The sequence below is a fragment of the Gordonia zhenghanii genome, from assembly GCF_021738965.1.
In the GTDB taxonomy this organism is placed as follows: Bacteria; Actinomycetota; Actinomycetes; order Mycobacteriales; family Mycobacteriaceae; genus Gordonia; species Gordonia zhenghanii.
The window spans coordinates 350,234-374,424 of record NZ_JAKKOQ010000006.1 but is presented as its reverse complement, the minus strand read 5'-3'; the positions used below and the strand labels follow the sequence as shown (position 1 = coordinate 374,424).

The following is a 24,191-nucleotide window of genomic DNA, read 5'->3' as shown; positions in this document are numbered from 1 at the left end:
CGACCAGCGGGCGGGGGGGCCGACGAAACTAGTACTTCCCGGTAGCCATCGGAACGTGAGACGGTGAGGGATACAGACGAAGAGCTCGGAGGAGATCGTCCATGGTGGAACTGCACGAAGCGACCGGTATCAAGAACATCGGCATGCTCGGGATCGGCGCGTACCGACCAGAGCGCGTCGTCACCAACGACGAGATATGCGAGAACATCGACTCGTCTGACGAGTGGATCTACACGCGTACCGGCATCAAGACTCGACGTTTCGCACGGCACGACGAGACCGTCGTCGAGATGGGCGTCAACGCCGGACGCACCGCGATCGCGAACGCTCTCCTGTCCGGGACGGACATCGACGCCGTCATCCTCGCAACCAACACGCACTTGTTGCAGACACCCGCGGGCGCAGTGAAGATCGCGACCGAACTGGGCGCCAACGGGGTCCCTGCGTTCGACGTGACCGTCGGCTGCGCCGGCTTCGGTTACGCGATGTCGCTGGCCGGCGACATGGTGCGCGGCGGCAGCGCGACCAACGTCCTCGTCATCGGCGCCGAGCAACTGTCGGTGACACTCGACATGACCGATCGCGGCAACTGCTTCATCTTCGGCGACGGCGCAGGAGCCGTCGTGATCGGACCGACCGAGAAGCAGGGCCTCGGCCCGGTGGTCTGGGGCAGCGACGGCACTCAGTTCGACGCGATCCGTCAGGACATCGACTGGCTCAGCTACATCGACAGCGACGACCACTCCAAGCGCCCGTACATCCGGCTGCAGGGCACAGCTGTGTTCCGGTGGGCCGCGTTCGAGATGGGCAAGGCCGCGCAGCGCGCTCTCGACGTCGCGAAAGTCGACGCGTCCGACATCGACGTGTTCGTCCCGCACCAGGCCAACACGCGCATCAACGACCTGCTGGCCAAGAGCCTCAAGTTCCCGGAGACGACGGCCGTCGCCAACGACATCGAGACCACCGGCAACACGTCGGCCGCTTCGATCCCCCTCGCCATGGAGACGATGCTCTCCACCGGAGCTGCCAAGCCGGGCGACACCGCTCTGCTCCTCGGCTACGGCGCGGGTCTTAGCTACGCCGCTCAGGTCGTCACGATGCCGCCGATCCCGTTCGAGTGACCCCTGACAGCGTCTTCTACCCCCGATCTCGCGTTGCACGATCGAACGTTCAAACGTGCAACGCGAGTTTGGGGGCAGGAGGGTCGCGAGTCGATTTTTGCTGCAACAACCTCCGGCCCGATAGCGTAGACGGGTGAGTTCCGAGGTCATCGGGCGTGAAGTGAAGCGCCGTCGCACGTTCGCCATCATCTCCCATCCCGACGCGGGCAAGTCGACGATGACCGAAGCGTTGGCGTTGCACGCCCGCATGATCAGCGAGGCGGGTGCCGTCCACGGCAAGGGCGGGCGACGCTCGACCGTCTCGGACTGGATGGAGATGGAGAAGGCCCGCGGCATCTCCGTCAGTTCCACTGCGCTGCAGTTCAAATACGCGGCCACCGGCGACGACCCCGACCTCCCGCACGTCATCAACCTCGTCGACACGCCGGGCCACTCGGACTTCTCCGAGGACACCTACCGCGTGCTGACCGCCGTCGACGCCGCCGTCATGCTCATCGACGCAGCGAAGGGCCTCGAGCCGCAGACGTTGAAACTGTTCCAGGTGTGCCGCCACCGCGGCATCCCGGTGATCACCGTCGTCAACAAGTGGGACCGTCCCGGACAGACCCCGTTGGAGCTGATCGACGAGATCAGCGAGCGCATCGGCCTCATCCCGACACCCCTGTACGTCCCGGTCGGCATCGCAGGCGACTATCGCGGACTGCTGGACCGCCGCACCGGCGAGTACATCAAGTTCACCCGGACCGCGGGCGGCGCGAAGGTCGCGCCCGAGTCGATCCTCGACGCGGACACCGCGCGGGACACCGAAGGCGCAGCGTGGGTCGCGGCGTCCGAGGAGAGCGAACTCCTCGGCGAACTCGGGCAGGACCACGACCAGGAGATGTTCCTGGCCGGTCAGACGTCGCCGATGATCTTCACGTCGGCGATGCTCAACTTCGGTGTGCGCCAACTGTTGGAGGCGCTCGTCGAGTTCGCTCCCCCGCCGCGCGGTCGCGTCGCGATCGACGACTCGACCCGTGAGGTCGCCGACCCGTTCAGCGCCGTCGTCTTCAAGGTTCAGGCAGGCATGGACAGTTCGCACCGCGACCGCCTGGCCTACATGCGGATCGTCTCCGGACAGTTCGAGCGCGGCATGGTCGTCAGTCACGCGCAGACCGGGAAGCCGTTCGCCACCAAGTACGCGCAAGCCGTCTTCGGTCGCGACCGTGCCACCGTCGACACCGCCTACCCGGGCGACGTCGTCGGCCTCGTCAACGCGATGGCCCTCGCCCCCGGCGACACCCTCTACCTCGATCCCAAGGTTCAGTACCCGCCGATCCCCTCGTTCGCGCCCGAGCACTTCTCGTCGCTGCGGGTGACGACCGCCGACAAGTACAAGCAGTTCCGCAAGGCCATCGACCAGCTCGACGCCGAAGGCGTCGTGCAGGTGCTGCGCAACGACCTGCGCGGCGACGCCTCGCCTGTTCTCGCGGCCGTCGGTCCGATGCAATTCGAGGTGGTGACCGCCCGCATGAAGGCCGAGTTCAACGTCGACACCGTGATCGAACCGCTCGGCTATGCGCTGGCGCGGCGCACCGACGAGGCGAGCGCACCCGAACTGAACAGGCAGCGCGGCGTCGAAGTCTTCACCCGCACCGACGGAGCCATCCTCGCCCTGTTCAGCGACAAGTGGCGCCTGCAGTACATCGAGAAGGAACACAAGGACCTCCTCCTGGAGCCCCTCGTCGCCGCAGCCGACTGACATGCGCGTGCACCGGGCTGCAGGGTCCTGGGCTGCCGGGTCTCTCGCCCTCTCGCTCGCCCTCGCCGCGTGTGGGACCTCCCCTGTCGACGAGTCGACTGACCCGTCCCAGCCGTCCGGTGCACCACGTCTGTCGCTCGCCGACTGCGACGAGGCGACGCCGACCGGCACAGTGAACCGCAGTGCGTACGGACTGAAGTACTCCCGCGGCGTCATGCAGGTCAAGATCGAACCGTCCGACGGCCGACGCAGCCAGTGCGTTGAATTCGCCAAATGGGGCAACGAGTCCGTGGAGAGCCCACCGGACTCCCTGCTGTTCACGTTCTCGGGCGGCAACGGCGAGGGCGGCCAGTTCGAGTTCCTCGCGTCCGCGCTCACCGGCGAGCGCACGCCGGCGAACCGGACCGTCGGCGAGCTGACGGACCCGATCAGCGCGATGGTCGGCGTGTCCGCCGCCGGGACCTATTACACGGCGCCCGCCTGCTCACTGACGCTCACGAAGGTCAGTGGACGCCATACCGCCGGACGCTTCACCTGCACCCAGGCCGTCGCCCAGAATGCGGATCCGTTCGCCCCGTCCGACGACGTCCCCTACGACGAGGATCCCGCGCCGACGTCTACGCCGCTCACGGCGAGACTGACGGGGCGCTTCGACGTGCAGCGGTAGTCCGGTCAGATGATCTCGGCGACGGCTTCCGGCGACACCTCGGCGATCGTCGGCGGCGTGAACGACGGATTCCGGTCCTTGTCCACGAGCACTGCGCGGACCCCTTCAGCGAAGTCCGGGTGCGCGGTGATCTTCTCCGCCGTCGACAGCTCACGCTCGAGGCATTCCGCCAGCGACGACGAGCCGCCCTCCTCCAGCAGTCGCGCGGTGACGAACAGACTCGTCGGCGACGCCGACCCCAGCAACGCCAACATCTCTTCTGCCCAGTCGTCGCCGACAGCGCCGCGCAGGCCACCGACCACTGCGTCGACGCTCACGTCACCGAAGTAGTCGGCGATCTTGCGGAGCGGCAGCGACGGCTCCACCGGATCACGGTGATCGGCAAGCGCTTCGGCGAGCCCTGCGCCGGACCGGATGGAGTCGGCGACCGTGGCCAACTCCTCGGACGGCACGTAATGCGTCGCGAGGCCGAGTGCGACGGCGTCCGAGCCGCGCACACGAGCGCCGGTCAGTCCGAGCCACATGCCGACGCCTGCAGGCAGACGCGGGAGGAAATACGTGGCTCCGACGTCCGGGAAGAAGCCGATGGCAGTCTCCGGCATCGCGATCAGCGCCTTCTCGGTGACCACCCGGATCTCGCCGTGGACGCTGATGCCGAGGCCGCCGCCCATCGCGGCTCCGTCGACCAGCGCGACGTACGGCTTCGGGTATTCGGCGATCAACTGGTTGACGCGGTACTCGCTCGCGAAATACTTGGTGACCGCGGCGGTGTCGCCCGCGAGAGCACTGTCGCGAATCGCGCGGATGTCGCCGCCCGCACAGAACGCACGGTCGCTCGACGAGGTGACGAGGACGGTCTCGACAGCATCGTCGTCGCCCCACGCGGTGAGGGTCTCGTACAGGTCGTCGATCATCGACTGGTCGAGGGCGTTGAGGGCTTTCGGTCGGTCCAGAACGATCTCGCCGACGCCGTTGCTCACCGAGGTACGGATGTAAGACATGGTGACCACGCTACGTCAGCCGACTATCTCCGAAAGCTCCAGCCAACGCTCTTCGAGCTGCTCGGTCTCGGCCTCTGCCGCCCGCACCTTCTCGGTGAGATCGCCGAGCCCCGCGTAATCGCTCTGGTCGTGCTCGGCCATCTTCTCGTGCAACTTCGCGACCTGCGAGGACAGCTTCTCCATCTTGCGCTCGACGGCGTTGAACTCCTTGCGCGCCGCCTGATGCTGCGCCGGCGTCACCGTACTGTCGCCGGACGAGGTGTCGCCGTTCGTCTTCGTGCCCGACGGCGACGCCTTCGCCGAGGCCTTGGCGGGCTTCTTGTCGTCGGCGATTCGCCGTTCGAGGTACTGCTCGATGCCGCGCGGCAGGTTCGTCAGCTCGCCGTCGCCGAACAGCGCCCACGTGGAGTCGCAGATCCGCTCGATCAGGTAGCGGTCGTGGCTGATGACGACGAGGGTGCCCGCCCAGGAGTCGAGAAGGTCCTCGACCTGTTGCAAGGTGTCGATGTCCAGGTCGTTGGTCGGCTCGTCGAGCAGCAGCACGTTGGGCTCGCTCATCAGGACTGCGGTGAACTGCAGGCGACGACGTTCGCCGCCGGACAGATCGCCGACCGGTGTGCGCTGCCGTGCGGGCGAGAAGCCGAGTCGTTCGGCGAGCTGGCTCGCCGAGATCTCTTTGTCGCCCAACATGATGTGTCCGGCGACGCCCTCGACGACGTCGATCAACCGCAGCGACTCGTCGAGGTCGTCGAGTTCCTGCCGCAGCCAGCCGATCGAGACCGTCTTGCCTTCGATGCGTTTGCCCGGCTCCACGGAGACGTCGCCTGCGAGAGCGCGCAGCAGGGTCGTCTTCCCGGAGCCGTTGACGCCGACGAGACCGATCCGCTCGCCGGGCGCGAGACGCCACGTCGTGTCGTCCAACAGGACTCGACCCGGTTCGCCGTCCGACGACGGGGTGGTGAGCCGCGCGTTCTCCAGTTCGATGGCCACGCGTCCGAGACGGCGTTTGGCGAACGACGACAGCGCGACCGTGTCACGTGGCGGCGGAACGTCGGAGATCAGCTTCTCGGCGGCCTCGATCCGGTACTTCGGCTTGGACGTCCTGGCCGGCGCACCGCGTCGCAGCCACGCGAGTTCCTTACGCGCCAGGTTGCGGCGACGTTCCTCGGCCGCGTCGGCCTGCCGTGCGCGCTCGGCGCGGGCGAAGACCCAGTCGTTGTAGCCGCCGTCGTACTCGTCGACGCGGCCCGAATGGACCTCCCAGGTGCGGGTCGCGATGGTGTCGAGGAACCAGCGGTCGTGCGTCACGACGATCAACGCGCTGCGACGACTGGTCAGGTGTTCGGCCAGCCAGTGCACGCCTTCGATGTCGAGGTGGTTGGTCGGCTCGTCGAGGATCAGGAGGTCGGCATCGGTGACGAGCGCTGCCGCCAGCGCAGTACGACGACGCTGTCCGCCGGACAGTTGTCCCACCTCGCGGTCGAGGAGTCCGTCGACGCCGATTCCTTCGATGATCCCGCGGATCCGCGGATCCGACGCCCACTCGTGCTCGGCGACCCCGACACCGACGACGATGTCGGCGACCGTCCGGTCCGCAGGCATCTCGCCGCGCTGAGTGACCGTCGCGACCACCGCCCCACCGACCCGGGACACGCGTCCCTCGTCGGGTTCGGTGATTCCGGCGATGATCTCGAGCAGCGTCGTCTTGCCGCCGCCGTTGAGTCCGACGACGCCGATCCGTTCGCCCTCGTGGACGCCGACGCTCACCTCGTCGAGCAGCGGTTTGATGCCGAAGCTCTTGCTGACCCGCTCGGCGGTGATCAGTGCGGTGTTAGTGCCGTTGTTGACCGAAGCCATATTCCGTTCCTCGTGCGTCGTCGTGTGCAGTCAACGGGAACCGTCGACAGGTACCAGTCTGGCCCCCGCCACGGGTCCGGACGCGGTGCGCACCGCTTTGGCCACGCCCGAACCGGACAGCTCCGCGGCGACCCGGACCGCAGCGTCGGGGTCGGCACACAAGAAGGCGCAGGTCGGTCCCGACCCGGAGACGATGCCCGCCAGTGCGCCGGCTTCACGTCCCGCCCTCAGCGTCCGGCGCAACAACGGCTGCAACGACAATGCGGCGGGCTGAAGATCATTGTGAAGCAACGGGGCCACCGCATGCACGTCGCCGGACGCGACAGCCACCATCAGCTCGTCTGGGCGGGTGGTCAAGGCGTCGGCTGTACGGTCGCCTGCGGCGCGCAGCCGGTCGAGCTCGCGGTAGACGTCGGGCGTCGACAGCCCCGTCCCCGACACCGCGAGCACCCAATGGAATTCGCCGCGATGCAGGACGGGCAGCAGTTTCTCGCCGCGCCCGGTGCCGAGGGCCGCTCCACCGGTCAGCGAGAACGGGACGTCCGAACCGAGCGTGGCCGCGATCTCGAGAAGGTCCGTACGCGGCAGGTCGACGCGCCAGAGTCGGGCCGCCGCGACCAGCGCACCGGCGGCGTCCGCCGAACCGCCCGCCATCCCGCCTGCCACGGGAATGTGTTTGTCGATGGTGACCGCGACGTTCGGTTCACGGCCGATCTTCTCGGCCAACGCGATGACAGCCTTGGCCGCGAGATTCGACGTGTCCGACGGGACCGTGCGGCGATTCTCGCCGGTGACGGTGACGGTCAGTTCGTCGGCAGGTCGGATCGTGACGTCGTCGAACAGGCCGAGCGCGCAGAACACCGTGGACAGTTCATGGAAACCGTCGTCTCGCAGCGGTCCGACGCCCAGATGCAGGTTGATCTTGGCGGGGACGCGTGCGGTGGCTCCGCCGATCATCATGGTTCGAGGATATCTGCCGGGTCGGCCGACTCCGCGAGGTCGGCGAGTCGGACGAAGTCGTCGACGGCGAGCCGTTCGCCACGGATCTGGGGATCGATGTCGGCGGCACGAAGGAGTTCCTCGGCGCGAGCCGGGCTTCCGGCCCACGACGCCAACGCCGAGCGCATCGTCTTCCGACGCTGGGCGAATGCCGCATCGACGGCCGCGAACGTCCGTCGGCGATGCTCCGGATCCGTCCCGAATCGGTCGGTCCGCTCGATGCGCACGAGTCCCGACTCGATCTTCGGCTCCGGCCAGAAGACATGCTTGCCGATCGAACCGGCGCGGGTGACGTCGCCGTAATACCGGGCTTTGACGCTCGGCACTCCGTAGATACGTCCGCCAGGCGTCGCGGCGAGACGATCGGCAACCTCGGCCTGCACCATGACGAGCGCCGTGTGCAGGGTCGGGAACCGAGCCATCAGATTCAACAGAACGGGGACCGCCACGTTGTACGGGAGGTTCGCGACCAGCGCCGTCGGCGCGACAGGGAGGTCCTCGGGTTCGACGGCGAGGGCGTCCGCGGTGACGACGTCGAGGCGGTCCGCGTCGTCCGGCGCGTACTCCGCGACTGTCTGCGGAAGACGCGCCGCCAGCTTCGGGTCGATCTCGACCGCGACCACACGGCCCGCGGTACCCAGCAACGCCAACGTCAGAGACCCGAGCCCCGGACCGACTTCGAGCACGACGTCGTCGGAGTCGACTCGGGACGACGCGACGATCCGCCGGACGGTGTTCGCGTCATGGACGAAGTTCTGTCCGAGTGTCTTCGTGGGTCGGACGTCCAGTTCCGCGGCCAGCGCACGGATCTCAGAGGGGCCGAGGAGTCGAGGAGGCATAGACCTTGAGGATAGACGGGGCCCGACGGTCAGTCGGTCAGCGCATCCCCAGTTGCGAGGTGCACGACGGCCAGGCGCCCCAACCCTGCGCGGCCTGCGTCTTCTTGGCGATCGCGATCTGCTCTTCTCGGGTGGCGAGGTCGGCACGCGGTGCGTACTCCTGGCCGCCCCAGCGGTCCCACGTGTTCTGGTCGAACTGAATGCCGCCGTAGAAGCCGTTACCGGAGTTGATCGCCCAGTTTCCGGTCGACTCGCACTGCGCCAGACGATCCCACACGCCGTGCGGCACGTGCGGTGCACCGGGCTTGGTGCCGACGGTGACCGTGCTCGGGGTCGGCTTCTCGAGGACGTCTTCGGACAGCTTGGTCTTCTTGACCACCTTGCCGTTGCGCGTGGTGATCTTGTACGTCACCTTCGCCTTGCCTGGCTTGCCCTTCTTGACGACCTCGCGCTTGCCCGTCGTCATCTCGGGATCCTTCTTCTCGATCTCGGGAGACTTCACGACCTCGTCGACGGTGACCTCTTCGGTCTTGATGCGCGTCACCTTGATGACCATGTCCTTGTGGACCGTCGTGTCGGCGGCCGGGACCACCTTGTCGGTGGGCGAGAGCGGATCGCCTGCGGCGTCGAGCAGTTCGCCGACGGTCTTCGCGGCGATCGTCGGCCGCGAGACGTCGGAGCCGTCGCGCAGCACGACGCGCTTGGGCAGCGTCACATCGAGATCGGCGCCCTCCACGGGAAGCGGAGCGTCGAGCGCGTCGTCGACGGCTCCGGCCGCGAGGCCCTGCTCGGCCAGCACCTGGCGCACGTTCGACGCGTTGGTGGTGACCGTCTCCGGCTTCCCGTCGACGAGCAGAGTCACCTCTTTGAGCCGGTCGACGGCGATCGTCTGGCCGTCGCTCAACGAACTCGACAGCGGAGCACTGACGAGGTCGCCGCTCGACGGGTCGATGCCGTTGTCACGAAGGACGTCTTCGACGGAGAACGCCATGGTGCTGACATTGGTTTGCTCACCGTCGACGGCGAGAGTCACCTCTCGATGCATGACGGCACCGGTGACGGCGCCTGCAGCCACCGTGGAGGCGACAGCGGCCACCGCGACGCGGGCACGCACAGAGGTCGACGTGTTAATTCGTGTGAAGACAGACAAGGTTCAACATCCTGACTAGTTCCGGGATCACGATACGGTAACGAACAGGTGGTGGTTATCGCAACGGCAGCGAGTACGCCCGTGCCGCGTTCGCGCCCAGAATCTCCGCGATCTCCTCATCCGCGAGCCTCTTCACAGCCGCAAGCCCGCGCGCTGTGTACGGGAGGCAGTACGACTGATTCCGCTGGCCACGGTAGGGATGCGGGGTCAGGAAGGGGGCATCGGTCTCCACGAGCATCAGCCTCGTCGGGGTGATGTCGGCCGCGGCACGTAATTCGTCCGAGTTGGCGAAGGTCACAGTTCCGGAAAAGCTCAAGTAATAGTTTCGATCTACACATTCGGCGGCGATCGCACGATCTCCGGAGAAGCAGTGCATCACGACCGTGTCCGGGCTGCCCTCGGCGGCGAGCACGTCGAGCAGATCGCGATCGGCTTCCCGGTTGTGGATCATCAGCGTCTTGCCAGTGCGCTTGGCGAGGTCGATGTGCCAGGCGAACGCGTCCTTCTGCACAGACGGGTCCGCGCAGTCGTCCGACCGCGTCGTCCAGTAGTAGTCCAGCCCCGTCTCCCCGATCGCGACGACCCGTTCGTCGGCGACCATCGTCTCGAGTTCGGCGCGGGCCGCATCGTCGAGATCGGCGGCGTGCGTCGGATGCAGTCCGACCGCAGCGAACGCTCGGGAGTCCCAGTGCGCGGCCTCGAGAGCCCAGCGCGCGTCGACCATGTCGTCAGCGACGGTCACCACGTGCGAGACGCCGACCGCCTCGGCGTGGTCGAGGATCGCGCTGACGTCGTCTGCCGTGCGGCCACCGCAGGCGGCGAGGTGCGTGTGCGCGTCGATGAGACCGGGCAACGGCGTCGGATCGGGCGGCGGCTGGCGTCGCTTGTCCTTCTTGCTTGAACTCACAGGTCCACTGTGCCCGATACGACTGTGACGCTCGAACCGCCCACCCAGACGGCGCCGGTCGTGGTGTCGGTGCGGATCTGCACACGCCCGGCACGCCCGAGTGCAGTGCCCTGTGCGGCCACGTACGACGCCGGAGCCCGTCGGCTTCCGCACAGCCACACCGCGAGCCCGGCGTTGAGACTGCCGGTGACCGGATCCTCGCCGACCCCGAGGCCGGGTGCAAACGCGCGGACCTCGTAGTCGGCGCCGCGTGCCTGCGCCTCCTCATCGGCCCACGGTGCGATCACGCCTACTTCCAGATCGCCCAGCGCACCGAAGTCCGGGCGCAGCGCCAGTACCTCGGCTCCGCTGGAGAGCATGACGCCGAGCCACTGCGGACCGTTCACCACCCAGTTCGCCGCGACGATCTCGGTCTCCGCGATGCCGAGCCCCCTCGCCGCCTGGCGCAATGTCTGCTCGTCCGGCGGACCGGACCGGAGGAGCGGAGGCGCCGCGAACGCCAGCCCCTCCGGGGTCGGCGCGATCTCCACAAGACCGATCCCGCATTCCTGGATGACCGAGCCGGAGGTGGACACGCCGACTCGACGCAGCCACGCGTGGGCGGACCCGAGCGTCGGATGCCCGGCGAACGGCAGCTCTCCGGTCGGAGTGAAGATCCGCAACCGATAGTCGGCGCGCTCATCGGTCGGCGACTGGACGAATGTGGTCTCCGACAGGTTCGTCCACCGAGCGAACGCCGCCATTCGGTCCTCGGTGAGGTCGTCCGCATCGAAGACGACGGCCACCGGATTACCCAGTGCCGGAAGTGCAGTGAAGACGTCGACCTGGCGGAAATCGCGTGTTCGGAGCATGCACCCAGTGTGACGTACGGGTAGCGTTTGAGCAGTGCTGGGACTACCTGACGACATCACCGTTGCACTCTTCGACCTGGACGGGGTCCTCACGACGACCGCCGTCCTCCACAAGTCCGCGTGGAAGAACGCGTTCGACGCGTTCCTCACCGAACGCGGGGCCGAGTCCGGACCGTTCACCGACCACGACTACCTCGCCTACGTCGACGGGCGGCCACGCCTGGACGGGGTCCGTAGTTTCCTCGACTCGCGGGGCATCGAGGTCGACGACGCCACCGTCGAAGCGATCGCCGAAGCCAAGAACACCGAGTTCCTCGACGTCCTCGACAGCGACGGAGTAACCGCGTACCCCGGCTCGGTGCGGTACCTGAACGCTGCACTCGAGGCCGGCCTGCGGATCGCCGTGGTCACGTCGTCGAAGAACGGCGCGCGGGTCCTCGACGCGGCGGACCTGTCCCGGTTCGTCGAACATCGCGTGGACGGGAACACAATCGTCGACGAACACCTCGCGGGCAAGCCCGCCCCCGACTCGTACGAGCGCGGGGCCGAACTCATGGGCGTCGCCCCTGCGCAGGCCGCCGTCTTCGAGGACGCGATCTCCGGGGTGGCCGCCGGAGCGGCGGGCGCGTTCGGCTACATCGTCGGCATCGATCGCGTCGGCGGCGACCAGGCCGACTCGATGCGAGCCGCCGGCGCCTCTATCGTCGTGACAGACCTCGACGACCTCCTGCAGAGCTGAAGGAGTCCCGCCAGTGACGGACCCGATCACCGCCGATCTCGTGCACACCACGCACGGCGACACCTCGAGCCACTCGGACACGATGCATGTGCCGACCCACGGCACCCGCCCCGACCACGGTTTCGACGTGCACCCGTGGGAGCTGCGGTGGCGCGGTTTCGACATCGACACCATCGGACGCACCGAAGCGCTGTTCGCACTCTCGAACGGTCACATCGGCCTGCGCGGCACGTTCGAGGAAGGCGAGCCGGTCGACGTCCCCGGCACGTATCTCAACGGCTTCTACGAGACGCGTGACCTGCCCTACGCCGAGAGCGGCTATGGATTCCCGGAGTCCGGGCAGACCGTCGTCAACGTGACCGACGCCAAGATCATCCGCCTCCTCGTCGAGGACGAGCCGATGGACCTGCGTTACGGCAGCACCGTCGAACACGAGCGGGTCCTCGACTTCAAGACCGGCACCCTCAAGCGCGAGACCCTGTGGACGTCGCCGACCGGCCGCACCGTCCGCATCCGGTCCGAACGGCTCGTCTCGTTCACCAAGCGCACCGTCGCCGCGATCCGCTACGAAGTGGAGCCGATCGGCGAGGACATGAAGCTGGTGCTGCAATCCGACCTCCTGGCCAATGAGCCGATCGGCGGCCCCGGCGGCAAGTCCGCCGCCGACGATCCGCGGCTGAGCGCAGCCCTGGACAAGCCACTGGTCGCCGACCTGGCCGACTGCGAAGACTATTCAGCGGTGCTCGTGCACCACACGAAGCGTTCGGCATTGACGGTCGCCGCGGCGATGGACCACGAGATCGAACTGCCCGCCACCGGCGACACCTCGATCCGCGCCGACGGCGACCTCGCCCGGCTCACTGTCGCAGCGGCCGTTCCCCAGGGCTCGAAGATCGTCCTCACCAAGTTCATGGGCTACGGCTGGTCGGCGCGCCGCAGCGTGCCTGCACTCCGCGCCCAGGTGGACGCCGCGATCGCGATGGCTCGCGAGACCGGGTGGGACGCGCTGAAAGCCGAGCAGGAGGAGTACCTCCACGACTTCTGGGGCGACGCCGACATCGAGGTCGAGGGCGATTCCGAGATGCAGCAGGCGATCCGCTTCTCGCTGTTCCACGTGTTGCAGGCGGGAGCGCGCGGACAGTCCCGCGCGATCCCAGCCAAGGGCCTGACCGGTCCGGGCTACGACGGCCACACGTTCTGGGACACCGAGACGTTCGTTCTGCCGATGCTCACCTACACGGTGCCCGCCGCGGCAGGCGAAGAGCTCCGATGGCGTCACGGCACCATGGACAAGGCCAAAGCGCGCGCAGCCGAACTCGGCGAGACCGGAGCGATGTTCCCATGGCGGTCGATCAACGGCGACGAGTGCTCCGGATACTGGCCCGCAGGCACCGCAGGCGTCCACGTGTCGGCCGACATCGCGAACGCCACGGCCCGGTACATCCGGGCCACCGGCGACGAAGCCTTCGAGATCGAGTGCGGCGTCGAACTCCTGACCGAGATCGCACGCTTCTTCGCCGGCCTCGGTCACCACGACACCAACGGCCGCTTCCGCATCGACGGGATCACCGGCCCCGACGAGTACACGGCCGTCGTCAACAACAACCTGTTCACCAACCTCGCCGCCCAACAGGCGTTGCGGGACGCGGTGACCGCCGTCGGACGGCACCCGAGCGTGGCCCGCCGCCTGGGCGTCACCACAGTCGAGACGGCCCTGTGGACCTCGTGCGCCGACGACATGGCGATCCCGTACGACGACTCCCTCGGCGTCCACCAGCAGTCGGAGGCATTCACCCTCCTCGCGCCGTGGGACTTCGAGCGTTCCCGCGGCAGGTACCCACTGCTGCTCAACTACCCGTATTACGATCTGTATCGCAAACAGGTCGTGAAGCAGGCCGACCTCGTGTTCGCCATGTATCTGTTCGGGGACCACTTCACGCCTGCGCAGAAGCTCGCGAACTTCGACTACTACTACCCGATCACTGTGCGCGACTCGTCGCTGTCGGCGTGCTGCGAAGCAGTTACCGCGGCCGAAGTCGGCTACCTCGACCTCGCCTACGATCTGATGAGCGAATCGGTGTTCACCGATCTGCACGATCTGCACTCGAACGTCTCGTCCGGTCTGCACATCGCGGCGCTCGCGGGCGCGTGGACCGACTGCGTCGCTGGATTCGGCGGTATGCGGGACTTCGGCGGCACCATCACGTTCGCGCCGCAACTCCCCCGTCAGCTCAATTACATGAGCTTCCGTATGACGGTCCGCGAGTCACGGATCATCGTGGCCGTCGACTCCGAGTCGGCGACGTACCGGCTGATGTCCGGACCGACGATCGAATTGGCGCACCACGGCGAACGCTTCGTCCTCGGCGACGCCCCGGTCCGTAAGACGATCGAGCAACCGACGCCGAAGCATCCGCCCGCTGCGCCCGCAGGGTGCGAGCCGTACCGCCGCTCACTGTGACTATCGGGCTCTGACTATCCTGGGGAACACTATGGTCAACGCTCCCGCCGCAGGCGCATCTCCCGGGCACGCTCGTCCGTTCTACATCACGACCGCCATCGCGTACCCGAACGGCGCCCCGCACATCGGGCATGCGTACGAGTTCATCTCGGCGGACGTGCTCGCCCGGTTCAAGGCCCTCGACGGTTTCGACGTGCGTTTCCAGTCGGGCACCGATGAGCACGGGCAGAAGATGCAGCAGACGGCGCAGGCCGAAGGCGTGTCCACGGCCGATCTCGCGCGTCGCAACTCCGACCGCTTCGAAGCGCTGCACACCGCGCTCGGCACGGATCTGAACCGGTTCATCCGTACCACCGACACCGACCATCACCGGGCGTCGGAGGAGATCTGGAAGCGGATGGAGGCCGCGGGCGACATCTACCTCGACTCGTACGCCGGCTGGTACGACGTGCGCGACGAGGCGTTCTTCACCGAAGACGAGACGAGCGTCGACGACGACGGCGAGCGGATCGCCACCGAGAACGGCCACAAGCTGACGTGGACCGAAGAGCAGACCTACTTCTTCCGGCTCTCGAAGTACACCGAGCCGTTGCTCGAGCTGTACCGCGAGCACCCGGAGTTCATCGGACCGGACACTCGCCGCAACGAGGTGGTCCGGTTCGTCGAGGGCGGACTCAACGACCTGTCGATCTCGCGCACGACCTTCGACTGGGGCGTTCAAGTCCCGGGCAGCCCCGATCACGTCATGTACGTGTGGGTCGACGCGCTCACGAACTACCTGACCGGTGTCGGCTTCCCCGACGACCCGGAGACGTTGGAGCGTTACTGGCCTGCCGATCTGCACATCATCGGCAAGGACATCATCCGGTTCCACTGCGTGTACTGGCCTGCGTTCCTGATGAGCGCGGACATTCCGGTGCCCCGCCGCGTGTTCGCGCACGGCTTCTTGAACAACAAGGGCGAGAAGATGAGCAAGTCGATCGGCAACGTCGTCGATCCGCATGTCCTCATCGACGAGTTCGGCCTCGATCCGGTCCGCTACTTCTTCCTCCGCGAGGTCTCGTACGGCCAGGACGGCTCGTATTCGGCGGAGGCCATCGTCTCCCGCAAGAACGCCGACCTCGCCAACGAGTACGGCAACCTCGCGCAGCGCACTCTGTCGATGATCGGCAAATACTTCCAGTCGCAGGTCCCGGAGCCGGGCGAGTTCGGTGCCGACGACCGCGCGCTGCTCGACGCCGCCGACGGTCTGCTCGAGCGGGTACGGGCTCATTTCGACTCGCAGGCCATTCATCTGGGCCTGGAAGCGCTGTGGTCGGTGCTGGCCGACGCGAACCGCTACATCTCGGCGCAGGAGCCGTGGAAGCTCGCCAAGACCGACCTCGAGCGGACCGGAACAGTCCTGTACGTGTGCGCCGAAGTGGTCCGGATCGTGACGTTGCTGGCGCAGCCTGCGATGCCTGCGTCCACCGCGACCTTGTTGGATCTACTCGCGATCGACGCCGACTCGCGGACGTTCGCCTCCGTCACCGATCGTCTGGCACCGGGCTCGGAGCTCCCGAAGCCGTACCCGGTGTTCCCCCGCCACGAGGTGTAGCCATCTCCGCGCTGGTCGAGCGATCCGCCGCATACGACGTTCTGGCCGCGCTGGCGGCCCGCACCGTGCTCGACGACCGTCCGCCGCCCGCCGCACTCATCGGTCGCTGGTCGGACGCGGACGCGGTGATCGCGCCGTCGCTCGACGTCCGCGCGGGCGTCGGCCCGCCCGACCGTCCGGACCGGTTCTGGCTCGGCGCCATCTCGTACGCCCCGCCCGGACAGGCGCCCGACGTCGTCGGCGGACTCTGCGACGGTCTCCTTCTATTACGTGAGGGCTCGTGGACGTGGGAGTCGGTCGACGGGTCGACGTGCCCGACATGGGTCGCCGAGTGCCTCGCCGACCCGACCGCACCCGCACTCTCGTGGCGAGCGTCGTGGACACCGCCGCGGAAAGAGCCGCACGTGAGCGCCGTCGCCCGGTGCCTCGACGCGATTGCCGACGGCGAGATCTATCAGGCGTGCGTCTGCACCCGATTCACCGGTGTTCTCGACGGTGATCCGCTCGGCTTGTTCTGCGACGTCGCCGCCGCAGGCGCCCCGGCCAAAGCCGCGTGGCTGTCGGGCGACTGGGGATCGATCGCGAGTTTCTCGCCCGAACAGTTCCTCGACCGACGCGGCGACGTCGTCTCGTCGTCTCCCATCAAAGGCACCGCGCCCGCACGCGTCGACCCGTCGGTGCTGGCGGCGTCCGCGAAGGACATCGCCGAGAACGTGATGATCGTCGACCTCGTCCGCAACGACCTCGGCCGCGTCGCGACGATCGGCTCCGTGCAGGTCCCCGACCTGCTCTCCGTGGTTCGCGCACCGGGCGTCTGGCATCTGGTGTCGACGGTGCAGGCCACCCTGCGGTCCGACGTCGGCAACGACGCGCTTCTGGCCGCGACGATGCCGCCGGCCTCGGTGACCGGTACCCCGAAGATCCGAGCGGCAGACCTGTTGGCCCGCTGGGAGGAACACGGCCGCGGCGTCTACTGCGGCGCCGTCGGCGTCGCCGGACCCGACGGCCTCCTCGACCTGTCGGTGGCGATCCGCACCGTCTCCGTCACACCAGACGGATCGCTGACGCTCGGCGTCGGCGGCGGCATCACCGCCGACTCGGATCCCGACGTCGAATGGCAGGAGTGCCTGGACAAAGCGGCGGCGACCGTCGACGCCGCGAGCCCGTCAGGACTCGGAACGCTGTAGCAGCAACCGCCCCTGCGTCCACACCATCGCGCAGAACGTGGCGGCCCACGCGATGCAGGCGAGCCAGATCTCGGCGTGGCCGATGCCGTTGACGATCGACAAGTCGTGCGCGGTGCCGAGGGTCCGGCTGGCCACCCCGTACATGCCGAGCGGGAAGATGATGGTCCACAGACTCACCTCGTAACGCAGCGGCACCCGGTGGACGACGTGACGCCAGTAGCCTGCGACGAGCAGTGCGGGCACCAGCCACGTGCCGAACGCCCACAGCAGGAACGTCCCCGCAGCGACCGTCGAACCGACGATCTCGGTGAGCGGGACCGCCGTCATCGTCTCCACGTGCGATCCGGCGACCACCGAGATCGCCGTCGCACCCATCGCCACCCAGTACGCGCCCGAGACGTCGGCGGCCGCCGGCCGGGCGAGCAGGAGACGTGCGGCCACGAAGACGGCGACGGCGACGTACAGGAAGACGCCGATCGCCCAGCACGACACGGCGAGCAACGCCAACTCGGAGTCCAGCCCGGGGAGTTTCGGCTGCAGACTGGACGCGAGGACGGCGACCGCCTGCGTCGCGACCACCCAGACGAACCAACTGCCGTCCGCACGACGCAACGGAGCCTCGTCGCCGCGCGCGCCGAACGCTGTCGCGGGGAGGACATAACCGAGGATCAGCCAACTCACCGTGGTGATGCCTAGCGCGACCTCGGCCGCTCCGACGTGTCCGTCGATGAGCAGGCGGTCGCCGAGGACGCCGGTGGCCGCGACGAACGTGAAGAACCCGAACGTCCGGGTCGGGAGACGCAGGTCGACGGCGACCGCTCCGGGATACCGCACGAACCGGACGAGGAACGCGAAGACCAGAACAACGTAGGCGAGCACGCCGATCCACAGGAGGATCGCCGACGGCACACCCCACCCCTGGACGTCCATCGCCACCGAGACGATGCCGGTGGCCATGACCATCGCGAAACTCGCCGGGTTGAGACCCCGGACCATTCTCTGCAGCACGTATGTATACATACACTGAACCGCTCGGAGAGTGCGCCCGAACACTGCTCTGTTCGAGGGTCTCGACTCCGCTCGACCAGCGTGAAACGCTCCGCTCGACCAGCGTGGGGACTCCGCTCGACCAGCGTGGGGGCTCTCACTCGCGCGCGGCGAGCACCGCCTGATACACGTCGCGTTTGGAGAACGCCGTCCCGGCGGACGCCTCGGCGCACGCGTCCTTCAGACGGATTCCGCTGTCTGCCAACGTCTGAGTCTCTGCGACGAGGTCGTCGATCGTCACCGTCTCGTCGACAGCCGCGGCGCCCGCGACGACGACGGTGATCTCCCCGCGCACCCCGTCCGAAGCCCACTGGGCGAGTTCGCCGAGGCCGCCGCGGCGGACCTCCTCGTACGTCTTGGTCAGTTCGCGGCACACCGCGGCCCGACGGTCGGCTCCGAGCACCTGCGCGGCGTCAGCGAGGGTCTGCGCCAACCGGTGGGGCGACTCGAAGAACACGACGGTGCGCTGCTCGGCGCGCAGACTCGACAGCCAGTCGTGGCGGGCGCCGGGCTTGCGCGGTGCGAAACCGTCGAACGCGAACCGTTCGGACGGCATCGCCGACAACGCGAGCGCCGTGGTCACCGCGGACGGTCCCGGAAGGCAAGTGATCGGCAGACCCTCGTCGGCGCAGGCGACGACAATACGGTATCCGGGGTCGCTCACCGACGGCATGCCCGCGTCGGTCACCAGCAGCACCCGTGCCCCGGCGGCGATCTCGGCCACGAGTTTCGGTGCCCGCGCCGCCTCGACCTGGTCGTAATAGCTGACGATCCGGCCGGTGATCTCCACGCCGAGCGACGCAGCGAGTGCCTTGGTGCGCCGCGTGTCTTCGGCGGCGACGATGTCGGCCGTCGCGAGCGCTTCCCGCAACCGAGTGGACGCATCGTCGGGCCGCCCCATCGGCGTGCCCGCCAGAATCAACACACCCGTCGCGTCGCGGGTCTCCCCGGTGTCGTCCACACTGTCGCCGTTCACGACGTCCAGGCTACGGGCAGCGTCACTCCAGGTAGCCGAGGATCAACGTCACGGCACTCTCGACGACGGCGTTCACCCGTTCGCGCGATCCGGTGCCGAGCCAGCACAGGGTGATTCCGTCCGACAGCGCGATGACTGTCGGCGCGAGGTCGGTGGTCGGGCGGCTCCACACGCAGCCGCTGATCCGGGCTGCCTCGTCGAGCACACGAGCACCGACGTCGTAATAGCCGTCGTAGAGTCGCTCGGCGAGGTGTTCGAGGCCGGGAGTGCGCCGTGCGTACAGGGCGAGACCGATCAGCACCTGCTGGCGCGCGGGCTCGGTGATCGCGTTCTCCGCGAACGCGAGCAGGCCGGCACGGATGAGGTCCTCCATCGGAGCCTCACCCTCCGGGTAGTCGGCGAGCGTCTCCAACCAGCCGTTCATGTAGTCGAGTTCCTGCGCGACCCCGTGTGCGACGACGGCCGCCAACAGTTCGTCGCGTGAGGAGAACGCGTAAAAGATGCTCGACTGCCCCATCTTCGCTTCACTGGCGATGCGCCGGGTGGTTGCGGCCTCGACGCCGTCGACGGCGATGACCCGCAGCGTTGCTGCGATCGCCGCCTCACGCCGTTCCTCCAGGGTGAGCCGTGCCATTGCTGCGACCTCTAATCTCGTCGTCGACTCCACGATGCACCGAATCGGCCCGGATCCCCCGACCGATCGACACACAAGCCCTATCACTGTACGTGGCGTGTCGGCTGTCGCGAATGGGGTTCGGCGGGCAATGACTAGCATGTGTGAGGTGACGACTGCCGCCTATGCTGCCGACGCCGAGCCCTCCGGGCTCCGGCCGCAGACCGAGGACCTCGGCACCCGTCCCGGCCCGCCGGCTCCGGCACCGGTGTTCGGCGCCTCCGACCGTGTGCGCGGAACCGTGGTCGGCGCCGTCCTCACCCTGATCGCGGTGCTCACCCGGTTCTGGGATCTGACCCATCCGACCGACGGCGGGACGCCGGTCTTCGACGAGAAGCACTACGTCCCGCAGGGCTGGCAGGTTCTGACCGGCGGCGAGTGGATCGAGGACAATCCCGGGTACGGCCTGGTGGTGCATCCGCCGGTCGGCAAGTGGATGCTCGCGGCAGGCGAATGGATGTTCGGGTACGGCCCGATGGGCTGGCGTGTCATGTCGGCGGTGTCCGGGGTGATCATCGTCCTCGCGATCTATCTGACGGTCCGACGACTGGCCCGGTCGACCCTGGTCGGCGCCCTCGCGGGCGTGTTCGCGATCTGCGACGGCGTGCTGTTCGTGCAGTCCAGGATGGGGATGCTCGACATCTTCCAGGCGCTGTTCGTGGTGCTCGCGTTCGCCGCGGTCATCGCCGACCGCGACCAGATGCGAGCCCGCATGCACCGGGTGTGGTCGCAGGGGCGGATCGACGACTCCCCCTTCGGTCCGCGACTCGGATTCCGCTGGTACCGGTTCGCGGCGGGCGTGATGCTCGGCCTGGCGTGCGGCACCAAGTGGTCGGGCCTCTACTTCGTCATCTTCTTCACCCTGCTGTCCCTCGGGTTCGACGTCGCGGCTCGCCGCGCGTACCACGTTCGACGCCCCTGGGTCGGCGTGCTGAGACGCGACCTCGTCCCGTCGGGCATGTCGCTGGCGGTGATGCCGGTCGGCATCTACCTGGCGGCGTTCGCCACGTGGTTCGCGTCCGAGACCGCGGTGTACCGCTATGTGGTCGGGACCGAAGTCGGGACCGGCGGAACCTTCGGTTGGGTGCCTGCAGCGTTGCGGTCGCTCTGGTATTACGAGTCGGGAATCCTCGAATTCCATGCGGGCCTGACCAATTCGGCGGGCAATCACCATCCGTGGGAGTCGAAGCCGTGGACGTGGCCGATGAGCCTGCGGCCGATGCTGTACGCCATCGACTACGGCCCCGACCAGTGCGGCGGCGGCGACTGCGTGCGTGCTCAGATGCTGATCGGCACGCCAGCCCTGTGGTGGCTGGCCTTCCCGATGATCGCGTGGGCGCTCTGGCGGATCATGGCACGCCGTGACTGGCGGTATGCAGCGGTGCTCGTCGGCTACGCGGCGGCCATCGTCCCGTGGTTCGCCGAACTCGACCGCCAGATGTACTTCTTCTACGCCACCGCGATGGCGCCGTTCCTGATGATGGGGTTGGCGCTGTGCTGCGGTGATCTGCTCGCGTGGGCCAACCGCAGCAGACGGTCCGAACGGCAGACGGTCGCCGTCCTGGCGGTGGCGATCTTCGCGGCGCTGGTGATCGCGAACTTCGTCTGGCTGTGGCCGATCCTGACCGGCGCCCCTATCTCGAACGTCGAGTGGGGTCGTCAGTTGTGGCTGCCGAGTTGGTCGTGACGGGCCTGGTCCGTGTCGTGTCGGAGGCCGCCAACCACAGCACCAGGGCCACGACGACCACGCCTCCGGTCACTGCGAAGGCCGGACCGTAACCCCAGTGATCGGCGATCAGCCCCGCGACGAGCGGGCCGCTGACCGCTCCGAGGTCCGATGCCATCCCGTACGCCGCCAACGCTGATCCGCCGCGTTCCCGCTCGGCCAGCAGGTCGCCGAGTGCGGCTTGGTGCGTCGGCGCGAACAGGCCGGATCCGATGCCCGATACCGCAGTCAGGGCGAGCACCACGTAGACGTCCGGCGACCAGCCGAGCGCGATCGTCGAGGCCGCAGCGATGACGAGACCGGGGATCATCACCGGTCGTCGCCCGAAGCGGTCCGACAGTCGGCCGGACACCACGATCGCGACGATGTTGCCTGCCGCATAACAGGCGAGGACGATGCCCGCCCACCCGGTGGACTCGCCGAGGCCTTGTTCGACGAACAGTGGGACGATCGCGACGCGGACGCCGATCGAAGCCCACCCCTGCGCGAAGTTGGAGGCGAGGATCGCCCGGTACTCGGCCCATCGGAGCGCTTCGACGAAACCTGCAGCGGGCTTCGGCGCGTGCTCCGTCGGACCGGTCACGGGCGGCGGAGCCTGCGGCATCGCGAACGCGACGACGGCTGCGGCGATGAGCAGTGCGATCGCGTAGACGACGAACGGCACGCGGAGGCCGAAATCGACGAGGGCCGTCCCGACGAGCGGTCCGGCGAGGTTTCCGACGAGGAAGCCCGCCGAGTAGTAGCCGGACGCGCGGCCCCGGATCTGTGGGGGCGCCAGCCTGATGAGCAGGGCCATCGCCGACACCGAGAACATCGTCGAGCCGATGCCGCCTGCCGCGCGGAACACCAGAAGTTGCCAGTAGTCCTGCGCGAATGCGCACGCCAACGTGCTGAGCGCGACGATCAGGAGGCCGGTCAGGTAGATTCGGCGCTCTCCCAGTCTGGTGACCAGGCGTCCCGTGGCGGGGGCGAAGGCGAGTCGCATCATCGCGAACGCCGACACGACGACGCTCGCTGCGGTGACGCCGACGCCGAAGTCGGTGGCGAAGACCGGGAGGGCGGGTGCGATGAGCCCGTAGCCGAGGGCGATGACGACGTTCGCCGCCAGCAGGACCCATAGCCCGCGCGGGAGCTGCTTCACACCTCAGAGCGTAGCGACGGCCGCCGACCCGAAGGTCAGCGCCCGTCGCCTCGTGGCCTACTTGCGGACGATCATCACCGGAACATGCGCATGGTGGAGCACCTTCTGGCTGCGCGAACCGAGGAGCAGACCGGCGAAGCCGCCGCGACCGCGGCTGCCCATCACGATCAGCGATGCGCCGTCGTTCGCCGCGTCGAGGATCGCCTTGGCCGGCTCCTCGGGGATCACGACGCGGTTCACTTCGACGTCGGGGTAGTCCTGCGAGTAGCCGGACATCCGCTCGGAGACGGCTTCGACCGCCTGCCTGGACATCTCGTCGATCTCGCCCTGGTCGAGCCCGAAGCCGTGGAGGGCGTCGGCGTCGAGCGGCGTCCACGTGTGGACGGCGGTCAGCGTCCGGTTACGGATACCGGCCTGGCGGTACGCCTCGGCGACGGCGGGGTCGCTGATGGCGGAGTCGTCGACGCCGACGACGATCGGGCCCTCGCCCGTTGCGGACCCGGCGGGCACGATCACGACGCGGCCCTTGGCGTGGGCGGCGACGCTGGTGCTAACCGATCCGAGGAACAGTCCCTTGACGCTGCCGAGGCCACGGGTGCCGAGCACGATCATGTGCGCGTGCTCGCCGACCTCGAGCATGACGCGGGCGGCGTCGCCTTCGACAATCGATCCGGACACCTCGATGTCGGGCGACTCGGCGCGAGCGACTTCGGCTGCCTTCTGCACGGCTGCCGTCGCTTCGGCGCGGATCGCGTCGATGACGTCCTGCGGGATCACGAGACCAGGGGCATAGTCACTGGTCGTCGACGTGTAGGCGGCCACGATCTTCAACGGCAGGCCTTCGGCGGCTGCGGCGCCTGCCGCCCATTTGACTGCGTCCGCCGACGCGTCCGAACCGTCCACACCGACCAGGATCAAGCTCATCGCGAATGCACTCCTTCTCAGCAAGGGCCGGGCTACCGTGGCTCGGCGCCCCTCGGCCTCATTTCCATTCTGTCGCAATCGCTCCCGAAATGCATGGGCACCGGCGGAGCGAAAGTCCCCCGGTAGGCTGGTGTCACTGTCCGACTCCTCCGACAGAATCTCCCATCATCAGGAAGCTCCAATGACCTCCCCGCTCCGTACCGGCCCCGCCCGCGACGCTGCACTGCACGTGCTCATCACGTTCGCCGTCGGTTTCGTGCTGCTGATCGTCGCCCTCAACACCTCGGGCGGGGTGCACGACGCCTTCATCATCGCCGGTCCGGTCGCCGTCGGTCTCGGAGCGATCTCCGCGATGGTCCGCACCATCATCGCCTGGCGAGCGAACGTCGGCTGGCAGGTGTGGCAGGGCGCCTCGTGGTTCCTCCTCGCCGTCGCCGTCACCTGGGTGTTCGGCGCGGTCCCCGCTCTAGTCACCTAGCTCCTCAGTCGTCGCCCCGCGACGGCCAGCCGTTCCCGCGACGTCCACGACCTCGCGCTATTAGACAATCCACTAGCGGGAACTCCTCGAAGTCGCGGGAAGGGTTCCG

Annotated in this window: 21 protein-coding genes; 9 read left to right on the top strand and 12 right to left on the bottom strand. The window is 67.9% G+C overall.

From position 1 onward, the window contains the following. The first annotated feature begins 101 nt into the window (after nt 1-101). The 3 genes from L5G32_RS08580 (at nt 102) to L5G32_RS08570 (ending at nt 3,529) form a co-directional block, all read left to right on the top strand. The gene (locus L5G32_RS08580) at nt 102-1,121 is read left to right on the top strand and encodes a beta-ketoacyl-ACP synthase III (protein ID WP_237010603.1); all 1,020 of its coding nucleotides are present in this window, start codon (nt 102-104) and stop codon (nt 1,119-1,121) included. Nucleotides 1,122-1,254: 133 nt separating this feature from the next. Further along, nucleotides 1,255-2,862, top strand: coding sequence for a peptide chain release factor 3 (locus tag L5G32_RS08575; protein ID WP_237010602.1), 1,608 nt, complete (start codon nt 1,255-1,257; stop codon nt 2,860-2,862). Nucleotide 2,863: 1 nt separating this feature from the next. Further along, nucleotides 2,864-3,529 (top strand): hypothetical protein, encoded by a 666-nt coding sequence (locus tag L5G32_RS08570; RefSeq protein WP_237010601.1) that lies wholly within the window; start codon nt 2,864-2,866, stop codon nt 3,527-3,529. A gap of 5 nt (nt 3,530-3,534) precedes the next feature. Here L5G32_RS08570 and L5G32_RS08565 read toward each other — a convergent pair whose 3' ends face one another. From L5G32_RS08565 to L5G32_RS08535, 7 genes are read right to left on the bottom strand one after another with little or no spacing between them, the layout of a single operon-like run. Beyond that, nucleotides 3,535-4,530 carry an enoyl-CoA hydratase/isomerase family protein gene (locus tag L5G32_RS08565; protein WP_237010600.1) on the bottom strand — a complete coding sequence of 332 codons (996 nt, stop codon included), beginning with the start codon at nt 4,528-4,530 and terminating at the stop codon, nt 3,535-3,537. A 15-nt stretch (nt 4,531-4,545) separates the two neighbouring features. Then, nucleotides 4,546-6,387: an ABC-F family ATP-binding cassette domain-containing protein gene (locus tag L5G32_RS08560; protein ID WP_237010599.1), complete on the bottom strand. Its 1,842-nt coding sequence runs from the start codon at nt 6,385-6,387 to the stop codon at nt 4,546-4,548. A 30-nt stretch (nt 6,388-6,417) separates the two neighbouring features. Beyond that, entirely contained in the window at nt 6,418-7,344 is a 927-nt protein-coding gene (locus tag L5G32_RS08555) for a 4-(cytidine 5'-diphospho)-2-C-methyl-D-erythritol kinase (RefSeq protein WP_237010639.1), read from the bottom strand. Next, on the bottom strand, nt 7,344-8,225 hold the full coding sequence (gene rsmA / locus L5G32_RS08550; RefSeq protein ID WP_237010598.1) for a 16S rRNA (adenine(1518)-N(6)/adenine(1519)-N(6))-dimethyltransferase RsmA: 882 nt from the start codon (nt 8,223-8,225) through the stop codon (nt 7,344-7,346). Before rsmA ends, L5G32_RS08555 begins: the two co-directional genes overlap by 1 nt. Nucleotides 8,226-8,262: 37 nt before the next feature. Beyond that, complete coding sequence (locus L5G32_RS08545) at nt 8,263-9,375, bottom strand: resuscitation-promoting factor (protein WP_237010597.1); 1,113 nt, start codon at nt 9,373-9,375, stop codon at nt 8,263-8,265. Nucleotides 9,376-9,430: 55 nt separating this feature from the next. Beyond that, the gene (locus L5G32_RS08540) at nt 9,431-10,282 is read right to left on the bottom strand and encodes a TatD family hydrolase (RefSeq protein WP_237010596.1); all 852 of its coding nucleotides are present in this window, start codon (nt 10,280-10,282) and stop codon (nt 9,431-9,433) included. Continuing rightward, nucleotides 10,279-11,133 carry a PhzF family phenazine biosynthesis protein gene (locus L5G32_RS08535; RefSeq protein ID WP_237010595.1) on the bottom strand — a complete coding sequence of 285 codons (855 nt, stop codon included), beginning with the start codon at nt 11,131-11,133 and terminating at the stop codon, nt 10,279-10,281. The genes L5G32_RS08540 and L5G32_RS08535 overlap by 4 nt, the downstream gene beginning before the upstream one ends. Before the next feature lie 34 nt (nt 11,134-11,167). Between L5G32_RS08535 and L5G32_RS08530 the strand changes: the two genes are divergently transcribed. From L5G32_RS08530 to L5G32_RS08515, 4 genes are all read left to right on the top strand, one after another. Beyond that, a complete protein-coding gene (locus L5G32_RS08530; RefSeq protein ID WP_237010594.1) occupies nt 11,168-11,872 on the top strand; it encodes a beta-phosphoglucomutase family hydrolase in 705 nt (234 codons plus the stop codon). Between the two features lie 82 nt (nt 11,873-11,954). Then, entirely contained in the window at nt 11,955-14,333 is a 2,379-nt protein-coding gene (locus tag L5G32_RS08525) for a glycoside hydrolase family 65 protein (protein ID WP_237010638.1), read from the top strand. Between the two features lie 31 nt (nt 14,334-14,364). Next, nucleotides 14,365-15,930, top strand: coding sequence for a methionine--tRNA ligase (gene metG / locus L5G32_RS08520; RefSeq protein WP_237010593.1), 1,566 nt, complete (start codon nt 14,365-14,367; stop codon nt 15,928-15,930). Between the two features lie 11 nt (nt 15,931-15,941). Next, complete coding sequence (locus tag L5G32_RS08515) at nt 15,942-17,117, top strand: aminodeoxychorismate synthase component I (RefSeq protein WP_372491664.1); 1,176 nt, start codon at nt 15,942-15,944, stop codon at nt 17,115-17,117. Here the strand turns inward: L5G32_RS08515 and L5G32_RS08510 are convergent. The 3 genes from L5G32_RS08510 to L5G32_RS08500 all read right to left on the bottom strand — a co-directional run bounded on the left by L5G32_RS08510 (nt 17,097) and on the right by L5G32_RS08500 (nt 19,774). Next, nucleotides 17,097-18,137 (bottom strand): tellurite resistance/C4-dicarboxylate transporter family protein, encoded by a 1,041-nt coding sequence (locus L5G32_RS08510; protein WP_237010592.1) that lies wholly within the window; start codon nt 18,135-18,137, stop codon nt 17,097-17,099. The two genes, L5G32_RS08515 and L5G32_RS08510, sit on opposite strands and share 21 nt — an antisense overlap. A 124-nt stretch (nt 18,138-18,261) precedes the next feature. Then, on the bottom strand, nt 18,262-19,140 hold the full coding sequence (gene rsmI, locus L5G32_RS08505; protein ID WP_308192023.1) for a 16S rRNA (cytidine(1402)-2'-O)-methyltransferase: 879 nt from the start codon (nt 19,138-19,140) through the stop codon (nt 18,262-18,264). Between the two features lie 22 nt (nt 19,141-19,162). Further along, entirely contained in the window at nt 19,163-19,774 is a 612-nt protein-coding gene (locus tag L5G32_RS08500; protein ID WP_237010591.1) for a TetR/AcrR family transcriptional regulator, read from the bottom strand. 148 nt (nt 19,775-19,922) lie between these two features. Here L5G32_RS08500 and L5G32_RS08495 point away from each other — a divergent pair, with 148 nt between their 5' ends. Beyond that, a complete protein-coding gene (locus L5G32_RS08495; RefSeq protein WP_372491657.1) occupies nt 19,923-21,500 on the top strand; it encodes a dolichyl-phosphate-mannose--protein mannosyltransferase in 1,578 nt (525 codons plus the stop codon). Here the strand turns inward: L5G32_RS08495 and L5G32_RS08490 are convergent. Then, complete coding sequence (locus L5G32_RS08490) at nt 21,448-22,680, bottom strand: MFS transporter (protein WP_237010590.1); 1,233 nt, start codon at nt 22,678-22,680, stop codon at nt 21,448-21,450. The genes L5G32_RS08495 and L5G32_RS08490 overlap by 53 nt on opposite strands. A gap of 57 nt (nt 22,681-22,737) precedes the next feature. After that, nucleotides 22,738-23,604: a universal stress protein gene (locus L5G32_RS08485; protein ID WP_237010589.1), complete on the bottom strand. Its 867-nt coding sequence runs from the start codon at nt 23,602-23,604 to the stop codon at nt 22,738-22,740. Between the two features lie 181 nt (nt 23,605-23,785). Here L5G32_RS08485 and L5G32_RS08480 point away from each other — a divergent pair, with 181 nt between their 5' ends. Then, the gene (locus tag L5G32_RS08480; RefSeq protein ID WP_237010588.1) at nt 23,786-24,082 is read left to right on the top strand and encodes a hypothetical protein; all 297 of its coding nucleotides are present in this window, start codon (nt 23,786-23,788) and stop codon (nt 24,080-24,082) included. Nucleotides 24,083-24,191 lie beyond the last annotated feature (109 nt).